The 17,912-nt window shown below is 46.8% G+C and carries 16 protein-coding genes and 2 pseudogenes; 12 read left to right on the forward strand and 6 right to left on the reverse strand.

The genetic code is table 11. From position 1 onward, the window contains the following. The first annotated feature begins 200 nt into the window (after positions 1-200). The 4 genes from CLOSYM_RS11880 to CLOSYM_RS11895 all read left to right on the forward strand — a co-directional run bounded on the left by CLOSYM_RS11880 (position 201) and on the right by CLOSYM_RS11895 (position 4,399). Complete coding sequence (locus CLOSYM_RS11880; RefSeq protein WP_004462108.1) at positions 201-1,319, forward strand: substrate-binding domain-containing protein; 1,119 nt, start codon at positions 201-203, stop codon at positions 1,317-1,319. Positions 1,320-1,420: 101 nt separating this feature from the next. Beyond that, complete coding sequence (locus tag CLOSYM_RS11885; protein ID WP_003507814.1) at positions 1,421-2,929, forward strand: sugar ABC transporter ATP-binding protein; 1,509 nt, start codon at positions 1,421-1,423, stop codon at positions 2,927-2,929. 18 nt (positions 2,930-2,947) lie between these two features. Then, on the forward strand, positions 2,948-3,943 hold the full coding sequence (locus CLOSYM_RS11890; protein WP_009298520.1) for an ABC transporter permease subunit: 996 nt from the start codon (positions 2,948-2,950) through the stop codon (positions 3,941-3,943). 144 nt (positions 3,944-4,087) lie between these two features. After that, positions 4,088-4,399, forward strand: a complete 312-nt coding sequence (locus tag CLOSYM_RS11895) for a hypothetical protein (protein WP_021642291.1) — start codon at positions 4,088-4,090, stop codon at positions 4,397-4,399. Positions 4,400-4,660: 261 nt separating this feature from the next. Here CLOSYM_RS11895 and CLOSYM_RS11900 read toward each other — a convergent pair whose 3' ends face one another. Continuing rightward, positions 4,661-5,107, reverse strand: a complete 447-nt coding sequence (locus CLOSYM_RS11900) for a CYTH domain-containing protein (RefSeq protein ID WP_021642293.1) — start codon at positions 5,105-5,107, stop codon at positions 4,661-4,663. Positions 5,108-5,164: 57 nt separating this feature from the next. Beyond that, a pseudogene (locus CLOSYM_RS23465) lies at positions 5,165-5,404 on the reverse strand (nucleotidyltransferase domain-containing protein); the annotation flags it as partial. Between the two features lie 194 nt (positions 5,405-5,598). On the opposite strand from CLOSYM_RS23465, the gene CLOSYM_RS11910 reads away from it, so the two are divergent. The 8 genes and pseudogenes from CLOSYM_RS11910 to CLOSYM_RS11945 form a co-directional block, all read left to right on the forward strand. Further along, complete coding sequence (locus CLOSYM_RS11910; RefSeq protein ID WP_003507782.1) at positions 5,599-6,441, forward strand: DUF975 family protein; 843 nt, start codon at positions 5,599-5,601, stop codon at positions 6,439-6,441. A gap of 56 nt (positions 6,442-6,497) precedes the next feature. After that, the gene (locus CLOSYM_RS11915; RefSeq protein ID WP_003507781.1) at positions 6,498-7,052 is read left to right on the forward strand and encodes a DJ-1 family glyoxalase III; all 555 of its coding nucleotides are present in this window, start codon (positions 6,498-6,500) and stop codon (positions 7,050-7,052) included. 194 nt (positions 7,053-7,246) lie between these two features. Then, positions 7,247-8,533 (forward strand): trigger factor, encoded by a 1,287-nt coding sequence (gene tig / locus CLOSYM_RS11920; protein ID WP_021642295.1) that lies wholly within the window; start codon positions 7,247-7,249, stop codon positions 8,531-8,533. A gap of 185 nt (positions 8,534-8,718) precedes the next feature. Continuing rightward, positions 8,719-9,300 carry an ATP-dependent Clp endopeptidase proteolytic subunit ClpP gene (gene clpP, locus CLOSYM_RS11925; RefSeq protein WP_003507779.1) on the forward strand — a complete coding sequence of 194 codons (582 nt, stop codon included), beginning with the start codon at positions 8,719-8,721 and terminating at the stop codon, positions 9,298-9,300. 22 nt (positions 9,301-9,322) lie between these two features. Further along, on the forward strand, positions 9,323-10,624 hold the full coding sequence (gene clpX / locus CLOSYM_RS11930) for an ATP-dependent Clp protease ATP-binding subunit ClpX (RefSeq protein ID WP_021642296.1): 1,302 nt from the start codon (positions 9,323-9,325) through the stop codon (positions 10,622-10,624). Positions 10,625-10,761: 137 nt separating this feature from the next. Beyond that, the gene (gene lon, locus CLOSYM_RS11935; RefSeq protein WP_021642297.1) at positions 10,762-13,212 is read left to right on the forward strand and encodes an endopeptidase La; all 2,451 of its coding nucleotides are present in this window, start codon (positions 10,762-10,764) and stop codon (positions 13,210-13,212) included. Next, positions 13,209-13,796: a ribosome biogenesis GTP-binding protein YihA/YsxC gene (gene yihA / locus CLOSYM_RS11940; protein ID WP_003507776.1), complete on the forward strand. Its 588-nt coding sequence runs from the start codon at positions 13,209-13,211 to the stop codon at positions 13,794-13,796. Before lon ends, yihA begins: the two co-directional genes overlap by 4 nt. Positions 13,797-13,836: 40 nt before the next feature. Then, positions 13,837-14,567 (forward strand): annotated as a pseudogene (locus CLOSYM_RS11945) (RNA polymerase sigma factor); the annotation flags it as partial. Between the two features lie 68 nt (positions 14,568-14,635). Here CLOSYM_RS11945 and CLOSYM_RS11950 read toward each other — a convergent pair. From CLOSYM_RS11950 to CLOSYM_RS11965, 4 genes are all read right to left on the reverse strand, one after another. Continuing rightward, positions 14,636-15,652 (reverse strand): acyltransferase family protein, encoded by a 1,017-nt coding sequence (locus CLOSYM_RS11950; protein ID WP_021642300.1) that lies wholly within the window; start codon positions 15,650-15,652, stop codon positions 14,636-14,638. 4 nt (positions 15,653-15,656) lie between these two features. After that, positions 15,657-15,929 (reverse strand): hypothetical protein, encoded by a 273-nt coding sequence (locus CLOSYM_RS11955; protein ID WP_227072574.1) that lies wholly within the window; start codon positions 15,927-15,929, stop codon positions 15,657-15,659. An 82-nt stretch (positions 15,930-16,011) separates the two neighbouring features. Further along, positions 16,012-16,554, reverse strand: a complete 543-nt coding sequence (locus CLOSYM_RS11960; protein ID WP_021642302.1) for a DUF4364 family protein — start codon at positions 16,552-16,554, stop codon at positions 16,012-16,014. A gap of 95 nt (positions 16,555-16,649) precedes the next feature. Next, positions 16,650-17,801, reverse strand: a complete 1,152-nt coding sequence (locus CLOSYM_RS11965) for an NAD(P)-dependent malic enzyme (protein ID WP_003507764.1) — start codon at positions 17,799-17,801, stop codon at positions 16,650-16,652. Positions 17,802-17,912 lie beyond the last annotated feature (111 nt).

Consider the following 17,912-nt stretch of genomic DNA (forward strand, 5'->3'; position numbering starts at 1 on the left):
CTCACCTGCTTAACTAAATCTCCATTTTGCTTAACTCCCGTCGGCCCAATCAATAAAAAATTATATGATCTAAAAAAAATTATATAAGTCCCAAAAAAATCATATGGAAATATGACCAAAAGCCATCTATAATAAGGGTGTCGATGAGTTAAAATAACCAATCGACAAAAAAATACTATATTAAGGGAGGAACTAGTATTATGAGATCACTCAAAAAATTCATGGCAGCAGGACTTGCAGCAGCAATGGTATTTTCCATGACAGCTTGCAGCTCCAAACCAGCAGAGACAGCTGCACCGGAGACACAGGCAGAGACAACAGCAGACACCACTGCCGAAGCTGTAGAGGAAGCAAAAACTGAAGCAGCAGAAGCTGTCGAGGGAAAAGATCCTGCAGAAGTGAAGGTTGGCATCTCCATTTATCAGTTCGCTGATAACTTCATGACAGTATATCGTCAGGAATTAGAGAGATACTTAACAGAAGAGTTAGGCGTTAAGAAAGAAAACATCTCCATCATGGACGGAAAGAACGACCAGGGTGAGCAGATGAACCAGATTAGAAACTTCATCACAACAGGTGTTGACGTAATGATTATCAACCTTGTACAGGCTTCTTCCGAACCAACCGTAACAGAAGAGTGTGCTAAAGCTGGTATCCCGGTAGTTTACATCAACCGTGAGCCGGAAGCTGAGAGAGAGCAGGCTTGGGTTGACGAAGGAATCAAAGCTACTTATGTAGGCGCAGACGCAAGACAGTCCGGTACCTTCCAGGGTGAAGAGATTGCTGAGCTTGAGAACAAAGGTGATGCAGACGGCGACGGCGTTGTTCGTTACATCATGGTTCAGGGTGACCCGGAGAACGTAGATGCTCAGTACAGAACGGAATTCTCCATTAAAGCTTTAACAGATGCAGGCATTGAGGTAGAAGAACTCGTTAAGATGCGTGGTGACTGGGATCAGACAAAAGGCCAGGAAATCACAGCTAACGCACTTGCACAGCACGGCGCTAAGATCGACGTAGTTTTCTGTAACAACGATGCTATGGCACTTGGTGCATTACAGGCAATCGAAGCAGCCGGCAGAACAGTTAACAAAGACATCTACTTAGTAGGCGTTGACGCTTTAGTTGAGGCTGTTGAGAACGTTATGAACGACAAGATGACAGGTACCGTATTTAACGATTACCTTGGCCAGGCTCACACAGCAGCTGACAGAGCAATGGATTTTGTAAACGGCAAAGACGTTAAGAACGTATACATGGTAGACTATGTAAAAGTTACAAAAGACAATGCAGCAGAGATTCTTGAATTAGTTAAATAATGTAACAAATCGTTACAGTAATTCTGCTCGGCAGAAATTATGAGTAAATGCGTCGGGTGTGTCATCTTGGCACACCCGATTTTATGAAAGGAGAGAATGGGATGGCAGAGTACAGATTGGAAATGCGCGGGGTATCGAAGAGCTTTCCTGGCGTTAAGGCTCTGGATCAGGTTAACCTGAAGGTCCGTCCTGGTACGGTTCACGCGCTGATGGGAGAGAACGGTGCAGGAAAATCCACCCTGATGAAATGCCTCTTTGGTATTTACCACATGGATGAAGGTGAGATTTATCTGGACGGAGAGAAAGTAAGCATCGCTAACCCTGATGAGGCGCTTCAGAAGGGGCTTGCAATGGTTCATCAGGAGCTGCAGCCCATACCGGAGAGAACTGTTGCAGAGAACATGTATACAGGCCGGTATCCGATGAAACGGTTCGGCCCGATTAAGGTGATTGACCATAAGAAGATGTTTGAAGAGACGGCAAAGTGGCTGGAAGATGTGAAGATGCCCTACAACCCAAAGGCAAAGCTGGGAACCATGTCTATCGCACAGATGCAGTCGGTAGAGATTGCGAAAGCAGTATCCCTGCAGGCGAGAGTGGTGATTCTTGACGAGCCGACCTCCTCTCTGACAGACAATGAAGTAGATGCGCTCTTCCGTATCATCAGAGACCTCAGGAGCAGGGGGGTATCCCTTATATATATTTCCCATAAAATGGCGGAAATTCGTGAGATTTGTGATGATATTACTATCATGCGTGACGGTACGTATGTCGGTTCCTGGAGCATGAATGATATCACAGACGATGAGATTGTAAAACAGATGGTTGGCCGTGAGCTGACGAATATATATCCGCCGAAGAATGACGCCGAGGTTGGCGAGGTTCTTCTCGATGTAAAAAATTATTCCAGTATTCACGAGCGTTCCTTCCAAAACTGTTCGTTCCAGCTTCGAAGAGGCGAGATCCTGGGCTTCGGCGGCCTGGTGGGCGCGCAGAGGACAGAGCTGATGGAAGCAATTTTCGGTATGCGCCACATCTCAACAGGCGAGCTGGAAATCAAGGGTAAGAAGACACATGTTCAGCGTCCTCAGGATGCAATCCGGGCAGGTATCGGTATGATTACCGAGGATCGCCGTGGTACCGGTATTCTGGGCTGTCTTTCCATCGCAGACAACGTATCCATATCCTCCATGGATCAGTACGTGGAAGCGGGAATAAAGCTGAATAAAGGAAAGATTGAACAGCTTGTCAAGGATAATGTGGCGAAGCTCAGCATCAAGACTCCGAGCAGCAAGACTTTAATCCAGTCGTTGTCGGGAGGCAACCAGCAGAAGGTTCTGATTTCACGCTGGCTGGCCAATAATCCGGATATCCTGATAATGGATGAGCCGACCCGCGGTATTGACGTCGGCGCGAAATACGAGATTTACCAGATTATGATTGACCTGGCGAAGCAGGGCAAGGGCATTATTATGATTTCTTCTGAAATGCCGGAATTAATCGGTATGTCCAACCGGATCCTTGTTATGTGTAACGGACATATTACCGGAGAAGTGAAGGACGAGGAAGCAACGCAGGAACGCATCATGAGCTATGCGACCAAGTTCTAGTGATAGGAGGAAGAGAGAATGGATAAGAAAAAAGTCAATGTAGCGGACATACTCATAAATAATGGTATTATTATATTAATTTTTCTCATGGTTATTTTCGTTGGCGTAACCAAAGAAAATTTCTTTTCCGGCAGTAACTTCAGCAACGTTTCCATTAACGTAGCCTGCCGTTTCATTATTGCAGTCGGCGTATCCGGCTGTCTGATTACAAAAGGTACCGACCTTTCCGCAGGACGTGTCGTAGGTCTTGCAGCCTGCCTTGCAGGTACACTGCTTCAGAAAGCAGATTACAGCGGACGTTTCGAACTTACCAAGAATTTCCCCCAGCTCAATGTATGGGTGATTCTCTTAATCTGTATTGCCATCTGCTGTATCTTCGGTCTTATCAATGGTATTGTTATTTCATATTTAAGCGTACCGGCCTTCATCGGCACTCTGGGTATGCAGATGATCGTATACGGAATTAACCTGGTTTATACAAAATCCATCCCGATCGGCGGATACCGTACAGACTATACAGCCATTGCAAACGGTAAATTATTCGGAGTATTCCCGTATCTGTTTATCATCGCAATCGTAATCGGCCTGATTATGTGGTTTGTTTATAACTATACCCGCCATGGCAAATACATGTATGCAATCGGCGGCAACGAGGCAGCGGCAGAGGTTGCCGGCGTTAATGTTAAAAGAACGAAAATTAAAATCTATGTGACGGCAGCTACACTCTATGCAATCGCAGGCTTCCTGCTGGGCGCGAAATCCGGCGGAGCTTCTGTTAACATGGGTATGGGCTACGAGCTGGAGGCCATCGCGGCCTGTACAATCGGCGGCGTATCCGTTAACGGCGGTATCGGACGTGTATCCGGTGTCGTAGTCGGAGTTCTTGTATTCGAGCTTCTGAAGACATGTCTCCAGTTCCTCGGAATTGACCCGAACTATCAGTATATAGCACAGGGTATCGTTATCGTAGTTGCTATCGCACTTGATATCAGAAAATATATTGCCAAGAAGTAAAATGGTTTTACATCGATAACAAGCACGCCTCGCGAGCCTGTTACCGCCAATTGATAAAAGAGGAGCTGCCGGCGGGACTTTCGTGTTCCGGGTCGCGGCTCCTCTTTTGGAATAATCAAAATACTCAGCAGGCATACATGATGCATGAATAAGAAAGTTGGTGTAAATTTGGAGGAAAACAGATTAGAACACAGCGGGAGCGAGGCTCTGGAAGGCGACGGCGCGCAGGAACGGAAAACGGCAGAGAGCGGCAGGGAGCTGACCGGGGAAGAGCAGAACTTAAAAAGACTGGAGGAAGAGAATGAGAGGCTCCGCCAGGAGATAGAGCGAGTCAGAAATCTTCCTTTAAAAGAGAGACTCTATGACAAAGTGCATGTGTCGGTGAGAACACTCGATATTTTCATAGCAGTGATGATAATCCTCGGAATTATTGTTATTGTTCTTGGGATGAGATAAGTCCTAAAGAGATAAATTGATTAAAGATATTCGCCCCGGGAGTGGGAACACTCTACGGGGCTTTTTTTGCAGGCGGTGACCTGTATGCGGAGCATGCAGGTTATCGTCTGCTGCATCGAAAAGGGCGTCCCCTACGCTTCATCAGGAGGACCTGCAAAGGCACTCTTTGTAATATCAATAAAATTACGTGCGGCAGATGAAAGATAGCTGTCTTTTCTGTAAGCAATAACAAAATCCCAGCTTCGGCGGACGGCAGCCGGATTAGATGGATGAGAGCCTGCTGTTCTGGTATTCCCCGGAAAAGGTGACGTCTCTGGTAAACCAGGAAGGCGGGATAAATGAGTTTGCATCCTCCTCTGTCTGGAATTCTACCTCAGCCAGAACAAGTCCCTCATAATCGCCGCTGAAAATATCGAGTTCGATTGTCAGGGAAGTCTCCGGGATAGGAATCAGATAGCGCCGCTTAGACAGAATTTTTCCGTCCGCTTTCTTCAGCAGATGGGCGTAGGCTTTTTCGGTCAGAGGAAGGTTATATTCTTCCCTGACCATCTTCCCCTTTGATTTATAGGTCAGATAAAACGTATCATCTTCTCGTCGGATACGTACTACGGGTTCGGTGCAAAGATAGGCCTGTTCAATCTGATGATACGGGTATTGGCCCGGATCAAAGGGGAGTGTTTCTATAAAGTATTTTCTTTCAATTTCCATGGATGGTTCCTTCCTTTTCTAAATGATTATATTTATCCACAGACATTGTGGATACAATCAGATATTTTCCTTCTGTTTCAGGAGATTGTCGATGTTTCTGATATCGTGCCTGTCAATCTCACGCAGTTCATATCCCGTATGAAATATCTTTTGGCCTATTGCCGAGATACAGGGAACTGTTCTTCCTTCGAATTCTGCGCTGCCGAAATATTCCGGTTCAAATTCATACCATCCGCCTTCTGGGTCAGCCTGTTTTGCCGTACCGTTATCAGAAAGCAGAAACGGGTGGATTTTTAGTTCATTTTAATATCTGCCCATATAAATGTCAAACATCATTCTCCATAGTATCCGGATTGTTTAACGGTGCCGTTAACTATTTCACTCCGGATCTCAAATCATTATTTACCAAAAACTTGTATAGCTTTCTGAAAAAATATGGTATACTAAATTTGTGTTAAGGTTTTCAGCCGTATTATCAAGGAGGAAATGTTATGTGGTCAATAGGAGATATGAAGCGCAATGGATGGGCAAAGGTAAAGATATACTACTGGTCCGCTTTTGCTGTAACACTGATTTGTTCCCTTCTGGGCGGCGGAGCAAGCCGCGGCGGGAGTGTAAATACGTACCGCGAATACAGGGAGGATATCCATCACAGCTTCAGCGGGCTAAGTCCGGCGGCACTGCATATGATTATTACCACGTTGGTTGGCGTTTTTGCCATTGTGGGAATTGCGGCACTGCTGTTTAAGATTTTTATCGGTAATCCTGTTGTCGTAGGAAAGAACCGTTTTTTTATGGAAAGCAGGCAGTCGCTTCAGTCAGCCGGTATCGGCAAGGTGTTCTGGGTCTTCGGATGCGGAAACTATATGAATGTGGTAAAGATAATGTTTCTGAGGGATCTTTTTACCGCTCTCTGGTCACTTCTGCTGGTAATTCCGGGAATCTACAAAGGATATGAATATGCGATGATTCCCTATATCCTGTCGGAGAATCCGGAGGCGGACAGCCGCGATGTGTTTGCCGTTACGAAGGATATGATGAATGGCAACCGTTTTCAGCTGTTTCTGCTGGAATTATCGTTCATCGGCTGGTACCTGCTGGGCGTGCTATTATGCTGTGTGGGCGGTGTTCTGGTGGTTCCTTACCAGGAAGCTTCCATTGCGGAGCTGTACAGCCATCTGAGAAGCTTTATACATGGTTTCCCGTTTAACGGGTACGGTGGAGAGCCTGAAGTGTTTTATGACAACGGAAATCAGGGGGACGACAGGTATGATAATCAGAATTACGGCGGTCACAACGAAAACAACGGAAATTATTATGATGACAGGTATTAAACGCTCCTGACAAATAAACAGGTTTCGGTTATAAAATTTATAGAAGAGGTGACAACATGGCAGAGGTATATGCATTTTTGGCAGATGGATCGGAAGAAGTGGAGTGTCTGGCTGTAGCGGACGTCCTGGTACGTGCCGGAATAAAGGTGACGCTGGTATCCATCAGTAATAACAAAGAAGTTACAGGTTCCCACGGATTTACAATTGTGGCCGATACCACGATTGGAGAGATTGATTTTGAACAGGCGGATTTGCTGTTCCTGCCTGGCGGCATGCCCGGTACAAAGCGCCTTTCCGAATGCAGGCCGCTTTGTGATGCGCTTGTAAAGGCGAATGAAGAGGGCCGCCGTCTGGCCGCCATCTGCGCGGCGCCAAGTGTCCTGGGCGGGTTAGGCATTCTCAAAGGAAAGACGGCAACCTGCTATCCCGGTTTTGAAGGGGCATTAGCAGGGGCAAATGTGACAGGCGATGGCGTAGTGACCGACGGGAATGTGACAACGGCAAGAGGGCTGGGATATGCGCTGGATTTGGGGCTGGAGCTTACAAGACTGCTGCTCGGCGAAAAAACAGCATCCCATATCAAGACGGCAATTCAGTATGATCAGATATAAAGGAAAATAAACAATTAGAGAACGGGAAAAGCAGGGGAAAAACCATAAAAACCCTTGTATTTTCCCGTATTTTCTTTGGTTTTTTCTGAATTTGTGCTGGTATTTACAGATGGTATATGATATAATGCTATCTTGAAGTGTAACGCCTAACGGGTACGGCTGTTCACATATATAAGCAAGGAGGAACCCTTAAAATGAGTTTACAGGTAGAAAAATTAGAAAACAACATGGCGAAGCTTACGATCGAAGTTCCGGCTGAGGAATTCGACGCTGCAATCAAGACTGCTTACAATCACAATAAAGGAAAATTCAACATTCCTGGTTTCAGAAAAGGTAAAGCACCGCAGGCCATGATCGAAAAGATGTACGGAGCAGGCATTTTTTATGAAGAGGCTGCTAATGCAGTAATCGACGCATCTTATCCAAAAGCAGCAGAAGAGTGCGAGAACGAAATCGTATCCTCTCCGGAGATCGATGTAACACAGATTGAAAAAGGAAAAGCATTTATTTATACAGCAACCGTAGCTATCAAACCGGAAGTTACATTGGGTGAGTATAAAGGAGTTGAAGTAGAGAAGGTAATAGCAGAAGTAGCAGACAGCGATGTTGATGCGGAGCTGGAGGCTGCCCGTCACAAGAACGGAAGACTGATCACGGTTGAAGACAGACCGGTTGCCGACGGCGACAACACGGTAATCGACTTTAAGGGCTTCATCGACGGAAAGGCATTTGACGGAGGCGAAGGCATTGATTATCCTCTGACAATCGGCTCTCATTCCTTTATCGATACATTTGAGGAGCAGTTAATCGGTAAGAACCTTGGCGATAAATGTGAGATTGAGGTTACGTTCCCGGAGGAGTACCACGCTCCTGAATTAGCCGGAAAGCCTGCAAAATTTGAAGTGACAATTAAAGAGATCAAGATGACGGAGCTTCCTGAATTAAATGACGAGTTCGCAAGTGAAGTTTCTGATTTTGAGACTCTTGCTGAATATAAAGACGATATCAGGGCAAAACTCCAGGATAAGAAGAACAGAGAAGCAGCTACAGAGAACGAGAACCGTGTTATTGATAAAGTAGTTGAGAATGCCCAGATGGACATCCCTCAGGCTATGATTGATACACAGGCACGCGGCATGGTGGAAGATTATGCTCGCAGACTGCAGAGCCAGGGCCTGAACATCAACGATTACATGAAATATACCGGAATGACAGCAGACAAGCTGATGGAGCAGATGGCTCCGCAGGCACTTAAGAGAATCAAGACAAGACTCGTTCTTGAAAAGATTGTAGAGCTTGAGAACATCCAGGTTACCGACGAAGCCGTTTACCAGCAGATTGGCAAGATGGCAACATCCTATCAGATGGAAGCCGAGAAGTTAAACGAACTTTTAGGTGAGAAAGAAAAAGAGCAGATTAAAGAAGATTTAAAGGTTCAGGAAGCAGTAGATTTACTGGTTTCAGAAGCAAAACTGGTTTAATCGCCGTATAATGAATAAGAAATGAAATTTGGTACAGAATTCTATGGGACTGGTAGCCTGTGGGGTTCTGTACCATTGATATCGGTGAAAAGCTCATTACCTGGACTTTTCATCGTTGATTGTCGGTGAAAGGTCCGCAGAGCGTACTTTTCATCGTTTCCATTTTGCAGAACAGGAGGCATTCTATGAGCTTAGTACCCTATGTCATTGAATCCACCAGCCGCGGAGAACGTTCCTACGACATTTTTTCCAGGCTGTTAAAAGAGAGAATTATTTTCCTCGGAGAAGAGGTAACCGATACGTCAGCAGGGCTTATTGTGTCACAGCTTCTGTTCCTGGAGTCTGAAGATCCGAATAAGGATATTCACCTCTATATCAACAGCCCGGGAGGTTCCGTTTCGGCAGGTCTGGCAATCTATGATACGATGAATTACATCAAGTGTGATGTTTCCACCATCTGTTTCGGCATGGCGGCCAGCATGGGAGCGTTTCTCTTAGCAGGCGGGGCCAAAGGTAAACGATTCGCCCTTCCGAATGCCGAGGTCATGATCCATCAGCCGTCCGGCGGAGCGCAGGGGCAGGCTACGGAGATTCAGATTGTAGCTGAAAAGATTTTACAGACAAAGAAGAAATTAAATGAAATCCTGGCAGCAAATACAGGCCAGCCATATGAAGTCATTGAGAGAGATACCGACAGAGACAATTATATGACAGCACAGGAAGCAATGGAATATGGCTTGATTGACCGTGTCATTGCAAGCCACTAATACAAGGAATTGAGGTGGGCATATGCCAGGCAGATCTGATGATAAGATTCGCTGCTCTTTTTGCGGCAAAACGCAGGACCAGGTCAGAAAACTGATTGCAGGTTCTAACGATGTTTATATATGTGACGACTGCATCGAACTTTGTGCAGAAATTCTGGAAGAGGAATTTGCGGATCAGAATGACAAGGGTCCGGACTTCAGTGGGATTAACCTGTTAAAGCCGAAAGAGATCAAGGAATTTCTGGATGAGTATGTTGTGGGCCAGGATGAGGCCAAAAAGGTGCTGTCCGTAGCAGTCTACAACCATTACAAAAGAATCACATCCAAGGGAACACAGGAGGTGGAGCTTCAGAAGAGTAATATCCTGATGCTGGGACCGACCGGCTCAGGAAAGACTTATCTGGCGCAGACGCTTGCCAAGATCCTGAATGTGCCTTTTGCCATCGCAGATGCCACAACACTGACAGAGGCCGGCTATGTCGGCGAGGATGTAGAGAATATTCTGCTGAAGATTATTCAGTCAGCCGACTATGATATCAGCAAAGCCGAATATGGTATTGTCTATATAGACGAGATTGATAAGATTACCAAAAAATCAGAAAATGTTTCGATAACCCGGGATGTTTCCGGCGAAGGAGTGCAGCAGGCGCTTCTGAAGATACTGGAGGGTACTGTTGCGAGTGTTCCGCCGCAGGGCGGAAGAAAGCATCCTCAGCAGGAGCTGCTTCAGATTGATACGACGAATATTCTCTTTATCTGTGGCGGAGCCTTTGACGGACTGGAAAAAATCATTGAGAACCGTCTGGGAGCCGGCTCTATCGGCTTTAACGCAGAGATTGTGGATAAACAGAACCAGGATATAGATGAATTATTAAAGCAGGTTATGCCTCAGGATTTGACTAAATTTGGTCTGATTCCGGAGTTTATAGGCCGTGTCCCGGTTACGGTGGCACTGCGTTCCCTGTCGGAAGACGCGCTTGTTAAGATTCTTTCCGAGCCGAAGAATGCGATTATCAAGCAGTATCAGGCATTCTTTGATTTGGACGGCGTAAAGCTTGAATTTACCGAGGAAGCGCTGACCGCGATCGCCCATCTGGCAGTGGAGAGAAAGACAGGAGCCAGAGGACTGCGTTCCATCATGGAATCGATTATGATGGATATCATGTATGAGATTCCTTCAGATTCCAGCATTGGGATCTGCACAGTCACGAAAGAGGCAGTGGAGGGAAAAAGCGAACCGGAACTCGTATATCGTGAAAATACAGTACCCCGTAAATCATTTACAGGGCGTTTAAAAAAGGATAAGACAGGCGAAATAGCCTGATAGGGCCTGTCATAGCCTTAGGCGGAAGGGGTTTGTAAGATGAAGCATTGTCATTTTACAGATCCCTTTATCGTTGAAGGCGGTAATAAGCCTGCAAAGCATGTTTGTTGCCGTATATACAGAACAGGAGACAGAGGATGGAAGATAAGAAGATGATACTTCCTGCGATAGCGCTGAGAGGACTCACAGTGCTTCCGCAGATGACAATAAATTTTGATATTATCAGGGGAAAATCTATTTCCGCTGTTGAGAAGGCTATGGTAGGCGATCAGAAAGTTCTTCTCGTGACACAGATGAAGACGGAGGAGATGAATCCCGATATAGAGGACCTTTTCCATGTTGGAACCATCGGCTTTGTAAAGCAGCTTGTAAAGATGCCTGGCGGAATGGTGCGGGTTACGGTAGAAGGACTTGAGAAAGCGGAGCTTCTGGAACTGGACTGCGGCGGTTCCTCCCTGACTGCAACAGTGGAGCCGCTTGGCGCCATAGAGGATGACTTAAACGTAATGGAGAAAGAAGCCATGCTGCGCATCGTGAGGGAGAAGCTGGAAGAATACGGAAAGCTCAATCAGACAGCCGGGAAAGATTTCCTGCTGACTCTGACCTCTATTGCGGGCCTGGAAGAACTTCTGCATCAGATTGCGGTACAGTTTCCATGGGATTACGAGGCAAGGCAGAAAATTCTGGAATGTACCTTTTTAAGCGCGATGTATGAGACGGTACTCCAGCTTCTGTTGACGGAGACTGAGGTTTACCGCATCAAGAAAGACTTCCAGACAAAAGTAAAGGCGGCAATCGATAAAAACCAGAAGGATTATATACTGCGCGAACAGATGCGGGTAATCCGGGAAGAGCTTGGTGAGGACAGCCCCATATCCGATGCGGACGAGCTGAAGAAACAATTAAAGGGCATTAAGGCTGATAAAGAAATCAAAGACCGTATACTAAAGGAAATCAACCGGTTCAAGGGAATGCCGTCGGGAAGCCAGGACGCCAATGTACTGAGAACGTATCTTGAGACGGTATTAGAGCTGCCTTGGAACAAGATGACGAAGGACAATACGGATTTAAAATATGCGGAGAAGGTGCTGGAGGAGGATCATTACGGACTTGAACAGGTCAAAGAGAGGGTGCTTGAATACCTAGCAGTCCGAATCCTCACAAAGAAAGGTTCCAGTCCGATTCTCTGTCTGGTCGGGCCTCCCGGAACAGGAAAGACATCCATTGCCCGCTCCGTTGCCAGAGCGCTGGGAAAGAAGTATGTCCGGATTAGTCTGGGCGGAGTTCACGACGAGGCTGAAATCAGGGGGCACAGAAAAACGTATGTCGGAGCCATGCCTGGCCGGATTGTGGAGGGGATTAAGCACGCAGGCGTGAGTAATCCGCTGATGCTCCTGGACGAGATTGACAAGGTGAGCCGTGATTATAAAGGGGATACATCGTCCGCGCTTCTCGAGGTTCTGGACAGTGAGCAGAATATCCATTTCCGCGATCATTATGTTGAACTTCCAATCAACCTCTCCGAGGTATTGTTTATCGCTACAGCCAATACCACACAGACGATTCCCGGACCGCTTTTAGACAGGATGGAAGTGATAGAGGTCAACAGCTATACGGAGAATGAAAAATTCCATATCGGAAAGAACTACCTGATCCGAAAACAGATGGAGAAGAACGGGCTGACGAAATCACAGCTGACCATCACGAATCCCGCGCTGGAGAAGATCATTCATAACTATACCAGGGAAGCGGGTGTGAGAAATCTGGAGAGAAGGATAGGGGACATTTGCCGCAAAGCGGCAAGAGAGCTTCTTGAGATGGAAAAGAAGTCAATCCGCATAACCGATAAAAATCTGGAAAAATATCTTGGCCGCGAGAAGGTTCTGTTTGATGATGCCAATGAGGAGGATCAGATAGGAATCGTCAGAGGCCTTGCATGGACCAGCGTCGGCGGCGATACGCTGCAGATTGAGGTCAATGTAATGCCCGGCAAGGGGAACCTTCAGATGACCGGCCAGCTCGGCGATGTGATGAAGGAATCAGCTCAGACGGCCCTGACCTGGGTGCGTTCCGTGGCGTTTGTGAAATATGCAGTTCCGGAAGATTATTTCGAGACGCATGATATACATATCCATATTCCCGAGGGAGCCGTGCCGAAGGATGGTCCGTCTGCAGGCATTACGATGGCGGCTGCCATGCTTTCTGCCGTAACGGAGCGTCTCGTATCGGCAAAGACTGCCATGACCGGCGAGATTACATTAAGGGGTCATGTGCTGATGATTGGCGGGCTGAAGGAAAAGCTTCTGGCAGCAAGAATGGCTCATATTGAAAAGGTTCTTGTTCCGGAGAGGAACAGGCCTGATGTAGAGGAGCTGTCAAAAGAGATCACTAAGGGTATGGAGATTGTCTATGTAAAAGAGATGGAAGAGGTGATCCGCGAGGCATTTGTACCGGTGAGCGGACTGAACGCTCCGGAAACAGCTTTGGAGGATATCCAGGCAGAAACAGCGGACGAACCTGCTGCCAGAGCGGCTGCAGAAGCGGCTGCCGCCGTATCCGTGTACCCAAAAAGAAAGGGAAAATCATGATAATAAAAGATGTAAACCTGGAAACCGTTTGCGGTATCACCAGTAAAATGCCGGAAAACACACAGCCGGAATTTGCTTTTGCAGGCAAATCAAATGTAGGGAAATCTTCTCTGATCAATTCGCTGATGAACCGTAAGTCCTATGCACGTATCTCTGCACAGCCGGGTAAAACACAGACGATTAATTTCTACCATATCAATGATGCGCTCTATTATGTAGATTTGCCGGGCTATGGTTATGCAAGGGCCAATGTGGAGGTGAAGGCCAAATGGGGAAAGATGATCGAGGATTATCTGCACCAGTCCAAGATGCTCCGATGTGTTTTCCTTCTGATTGATATCCGCCATGAACCATCCTCCAACGATAAGCTGATGTATGACTGGATTGTCTCGCAGGGGTATCAGCCGGTCATTATTGCCACAAAGGCCGACAAGATTAAGAGGAGCCAGCTCCAAAAGCAGATGAAAATACTGAGGACCGGCCTGGAGATCGGAACAGACGTACTGATGATTCCGTTTTCCGCAGAAACAAAGCAGGGACGGGAAGAAATCTGGGACTATATAGAAAAACTGGCGGAGGAATAAAAAAGTCATCTGTCACAGCACTGAGCTCCGGCTGTCTAATCTTATTAATCTCTCCCTGCGAATGCTGGGAACCATTCATGATGCGGAGGATGCATCCCAGGAGATTTTGATTAAGGTAATGACACATCTGTCCGGTTTCAGGGGAGAGAGCGCTTTCACGACGTGGGTTTTTTCCATTGCCACGAATCATCTGCTGAATTATAAGAAGCATATGTTGCCAATGCGCCTCTCAGCTTTGAATTTTACGGGGAAGATATTGTCAATGGGAAGACGGAGGATATCCCTGATATGAGCGGGGGAGTCGATAAAAATCTTCTGGAAGAGGAACTGAAAATGTCATGCACCAATGTTATGCTGCAATGTCTTGACGGGGAGAGCCGCTGTATTTACATACTGGGAACCATGTTCAAAGCAGACAGCAGAATTGCAGGAGAAATACTGGGAATGACGCCGGAAGCGTACAGACAGAAGCTGTCACGCATCAGAAGGAAGGTGGCGGAATTCTGCGGTTTGGCCGGAGGACGGTGTTCCTGTAAAAAGAGGGTCAATTATGCAATCGCAACACACCGCATTAATCCGAAGCGGCTGGAGTATCAGGCTTTGTCAACGGACGGCATGCAGGCCAGGGATTACATGCAGGCCATGGAGCAGGTAGATGACTGTTCGGTTGTATTTTCGGAGCTGCCGATGTACGGGGTAACCCAAACAACAAAAGAGATGCTGAGTGGATTTCTTAATTCAGAACTCTGTACGTATATTAAAAATGCATAAATAAAAACATATAAACCCGGTCAAAAGGAGCAGATCACACCATGTCCTTTGACCGGGTATAAAATTTCTTAATCCTGCCGGAACAGTATCTTACAAATCCCATCCATCACAAAATCATATAATTTTCGGATCCATTCCATCGAGCAGAATAATACCAGCACTGCTGCAAAGACCGACATACCGGCCAGGTTTCCCCAGACACTGCCGGCAAGCGGCAAAAATTTCGCTATCAGCAGATAGAGGGCCGGGGCGGCGAAGGAGGAGCCTGCATAGACAAGAATTGCATTGGTACCTACTTGGGAGAATATATTTTTCCTGTCCGGGAAAAGATTGATTAAAGCTCCTATCATCAGAATGGCGATGAGATAGAAGAGGGCGCGGTAACCTATCCCCTGGGCGGGGGACAGCCCCACCGATTCATAAGTAAAACGGACATTCCGAAAGCTGTAGGGCAGCAGGACGGATGGTAAAACCGCGGCGGCCAGGATGGCGGCGGCAATTGCATGCGGAATATTCCTGATTTTCTCTACGTGTTCTTTCGTACATAAAAGACCCAGCACGAAGAAAATCATCAGGGAAAAGCAAGCTCCCCAGCCGATATGGAACGCTTCGTCGAAGACAACGCTTATGAACAACCCTGCGGCAAAGGAAAAGAGTACGGGAAATCGGAGCTTTTTAAGATCCGCTGCAAAAACTTTCCATACAAAAACGCAGAGGAGATAATAAAGAGGACTGCTGGGAAGCAGTAGCGACGGCTTAAACACATCGGTATTATAGCTTGCCAGTCCCAGCCTGATGAAGAGCAGGGCCGTTATAATATAAAGAAGCTGCCAAAAAATGTAAGGAACCAGTACATTTCTAACCGCGCTGTTTCTGGCTTTCTCCGTGTTTTTGGTGAAGTATCCGGTAATAAAAGCAAACATGGGCATATGAAACAGATAAATATACTGCATGAGATACCGGTAAAGGCTGTCCTGGCGCTCGATGTAGGGATCTAAAATATGTCCGATCACTACAAGAAAGAGCATCAGGGCTTTTAAGTTGTCAAACAGATAGTCGCGTTTTTCCGTAAGTTTTGAATTCATAATATTAATCCCGTTGTTTTTCCTGTTCTGTGATTTTTGATTGTCCCTCCGGTAAGACGGCATTATCCGCCTTTTGTCCGATAGCGCGTATTTTAAGCTTCAGGTACTGTTTTGCCGTCTGGTAGGCCACGACAATCAGGAGTATGGGCAGGACAAAGAGGAGAAACCATTTGATTTTTAAGATAACGTATTTTCTTTTTATCCGTTTAATATCTTTGTTTATAGTTAGTTTCAATGTCTCAATTGCACTGGGCGGTGCGGCCGGTTTTCCAATCATAACGCCTCCTGTAAAATATCCGGTAAGTCTGCGTGAAGCCGGAATCATGATATTCCGGCCCCACGAATGTTTTCTTATTTTATTATTTCCCTTTCCCCGGTGATTTATCGCTCATCAGGGATTTCATAATATATGCATAGATTTCCTGGCTTCTGTCTCTCCAGTGGCTGCACATCAGTTCAGCCTGTTCTTTGTCCGGCACGGAGACGTCAATGCCAACCAGAACATTCTTTCCTTCTCTGACCTCACAATGAACGATATAATCCTGATTAGTGGATTTGTAAAAATCAGAAACAAGACCCACTTCATTTCGCATGCGGAAGCGGTTTTCCTTTAAATATTCATCCATATCCTCAACGATGGCGGGAGAAATCTTCTTGCCGAAGAATTCGAGCGTCTCTTCGCCTTCACTGGTAATCTCGTATCGGGTGCTGTTGTGCAGCGTCTGCATCTTGATCAGGCCCGCTTCCAGAAGTTCATTGAGGGCCTGCTGGAGCGTGAAGTAGGTGGTGTACTCACGATCCAGAAAGAAGCCTGACAGCTGTGCATTTGTCAGCGGGAAATTCACCTGTTTCAGCATGTACAGGTTCATCAGTTTGTATAAGGTCATAGGTTCGGACAGCATGGAAATACTCCTTTATTCTAAATGGTTAACGAAGACACCTTGCGGAATACTGCCTGCAGCAGCTAATATGGTAACAGTTCATACTGTCTGAAATGTTACTGAATATGCTCTTTAACAGCTCTGCTTACCACATCGGCCACTCTCGGATCGAATGCGGCAGGAAGAATATTTTCGTCGTTTAAGTCACTGTCGTCTACAAGCCCTGCAATTGCGGCTGCCGCGGCCAGTTTCATCTCCTCGGTGATGGCTGTGGCACGGCCTTCCAGGGCGCCTTTAAAAATACCGGGGAATATCAGGACATTGTTGACCTGGTTCGGGAAATCAGAGCGGCCTGTGCCGACTACCCTGGCGCCTGCTGCCTTTGCAATATCCGGCATAATCTCGGGCACCGGGTTTGCCATTGCAAAAAGAATTGCGTCCCTGTTCATGGAAGAAACCATCTCGGCGCTGACGATACCGGGGGCGGAAACTCCGACAAAGATATCGGCGCCCTTGAGCGCGTCGGCCAGCGTTCCTCTCTTTCCTTCCAGGTTGGTTACTTCCATCATCTTTTCCTGCATCCAGTTCAGGCCGTCCATACCCCTGGCCAGAATCCCGGCTTTGTCACAGAGCATGACATTCCTGAAACCATAGGTAAGAAGAAGTTTGCTGATGGCAATTCCGGCGCTGCCTGCGCCGTTTACAACCACGCGGCAGTCCTCCCTGGTTTTGCCCGTCACCTTCAGGGCATTGATAATACCAGCGAGAACGACGATTGCAGTTCCATGCTGGTCATCATGAAATACGGGGATGTCCAGGAGTTCCTTCAGGCGTTCCTCAATTTCAAAACAGCGCGGGGCGGAAATGTCTTCCAGGTTAATCCCTCCGAAAGCAGGAGCGATACGCACAACCGTCTCAATGATCTCGTCCGTATCCTGTGTGTCCAGGCAGATAGGAAAGGCGTTGACGCCGCCGAATTCTTTGAAGAGGACAGCTTTTCCCTCCATGACCGGCATGGCAGCCAGAGGGCCGATATTGCCAAGTCCAAGGACTGCGCTGCCATCGGAAACAACGGCAACGGTATTCGCCTTGATTGTGTATTTATAAGCAGCATCAGGATTCTCGGCAATCACCTTACATGGCTCAGCCACGCCAGGTGTGTATGCGAGAGCCAGATCCTCTCTTGAGTTTACTTCTGCTTTGGATACAGTATCAATTTTACCGTTCCATTTTTCGTGCAGCATTAGTGCTTTTTCACTGTTTGTCATTGTGATTTCCTCCTGAACAAATTCTCTTGTTTCTATAATAGCAATTTTACATTCTTAAATCAAGAAGATAAATGGATATTTAACTGAGGTTGGGAGGACGCGTCCGGAACG

The organism is [Clostridium] symbiosum ATCC 14940, from assembly GCF_000466485.1.
GTDB classification, from domain to species: Bacteria; Bacillota; Clostridia; order Lachnospirales; family Lachnospiraceae; genus Otoolea; species Otoolea symbiosa.

Bases quoted from the DNA above. Each gene is read 5' to 3' on its own strand.
- CLOSYM_RS11880 (WP_004462108.1), top strand. From the start codon at position 201: ATGAGATCACTCAAAAAATTCATGGCAGCAGGACTTGCAGCAGCAATG.
- CLOSYM_RS11885 (WP_003507814.1), top strand. From the start codon at position 1,421: ATGGCAGAGTACAGATTGGAAATGCGCGGGGTATCGAAGAGCTTTCCT.
- CLOSYM_RS11890 (WP_009298520.1), top strand. From the start codon at position 2,948: ATGGATAAGAAAAAAGTCAATGTAGCGGACATACTCATAAATAATGGT.
- CLOSYM_RS11895 (WP_021642291.1), top strand. From the start codon at position 4,088: ATGAATAAGAAAGTTGGTGTAAATTTGGAGGAAAACAGATTAGAACAC.
- CLOSYM_RS11900 (WP_021642293.1), bottom strand. From the start codon at position 5,107: ATGGAAATTGAAAGAAAATACTTTATAGAAACACTCCCCTTTGATCCG.
- CLOSYM_RS11910 (WP_003507782.1), top strand. From the start codon at position 5,599: ATGTGGTCAATAGGAGATATGAAGCGCAATGGATGGGCAAAGGTAAAG.
- CLOSYM_RS11915 (WP_003507781.1), top strand. From the start codon at position 6,498: ATGGCAGAGGTATATGCATTTTTGGCAGATGGATCGGAAGAAGTGGAG.
- tig (WP_021642295.1), top strand. From the start codon at position 7,247: ATGAGTTTACAGGTAGAAAAATTAGAAAACAACATGGCGAAGCTTACG.
- clpP (WP_003507779.1), top strand. From the start codon at position 8,719: ATGAGCTTAGTACCCTATGTCATTGAATCCACCAGCCGCGGAGAACGT.
- clpX (WP_021642296.1), top strand. From the start codon at position 9,323: ATGCCAGGCAGATCTGATGATAAGATTCGCTGCTCTTTTTGCGGCAAA.
- lon (WP_021642297.1), top strand. From the start codon at position 10,762: ATGGAAGATAAGAAGATGATACTTCCTGCGATAGCGCTGAGAGGACTC.
- yihA (WP_003507776.1), top strand. From the start codon at position 13,209: ATGATAATAAAAGATGTAAACCTGGAAACCGTTTGCGGTATCACCAGT.
- CLOSYM_RS11950 (WP_021642300.1), bottom strand. From the start codon at position 15,652: ATGAATTCAAAACTTACGGAAAAACGCGACTATCTGTTTGACAACTTA.
- CLOSYM_RS11955 (WP_227072574.1), bottom strand. From the start codon at position 15,929: ATGATTGGAAAACCGGCCGCACCGCCCAGTGCAATTGAGACATTGAAA.
- CLOSYM_RS11960 (WP_021642302.1), bottom strand. From the start codon at position 16,554: ATGCTGTCCGAACCTATGACCTTATACAAACTGATGAACCTGTACATG.
- CLOSYM_RS11965 (WP_003507764.1), bottom strand. From the start codon at position 17,801: ATGACAAACAGTGAAAAAGCACTAATGCTGCACGAAAAATGGAACGGT.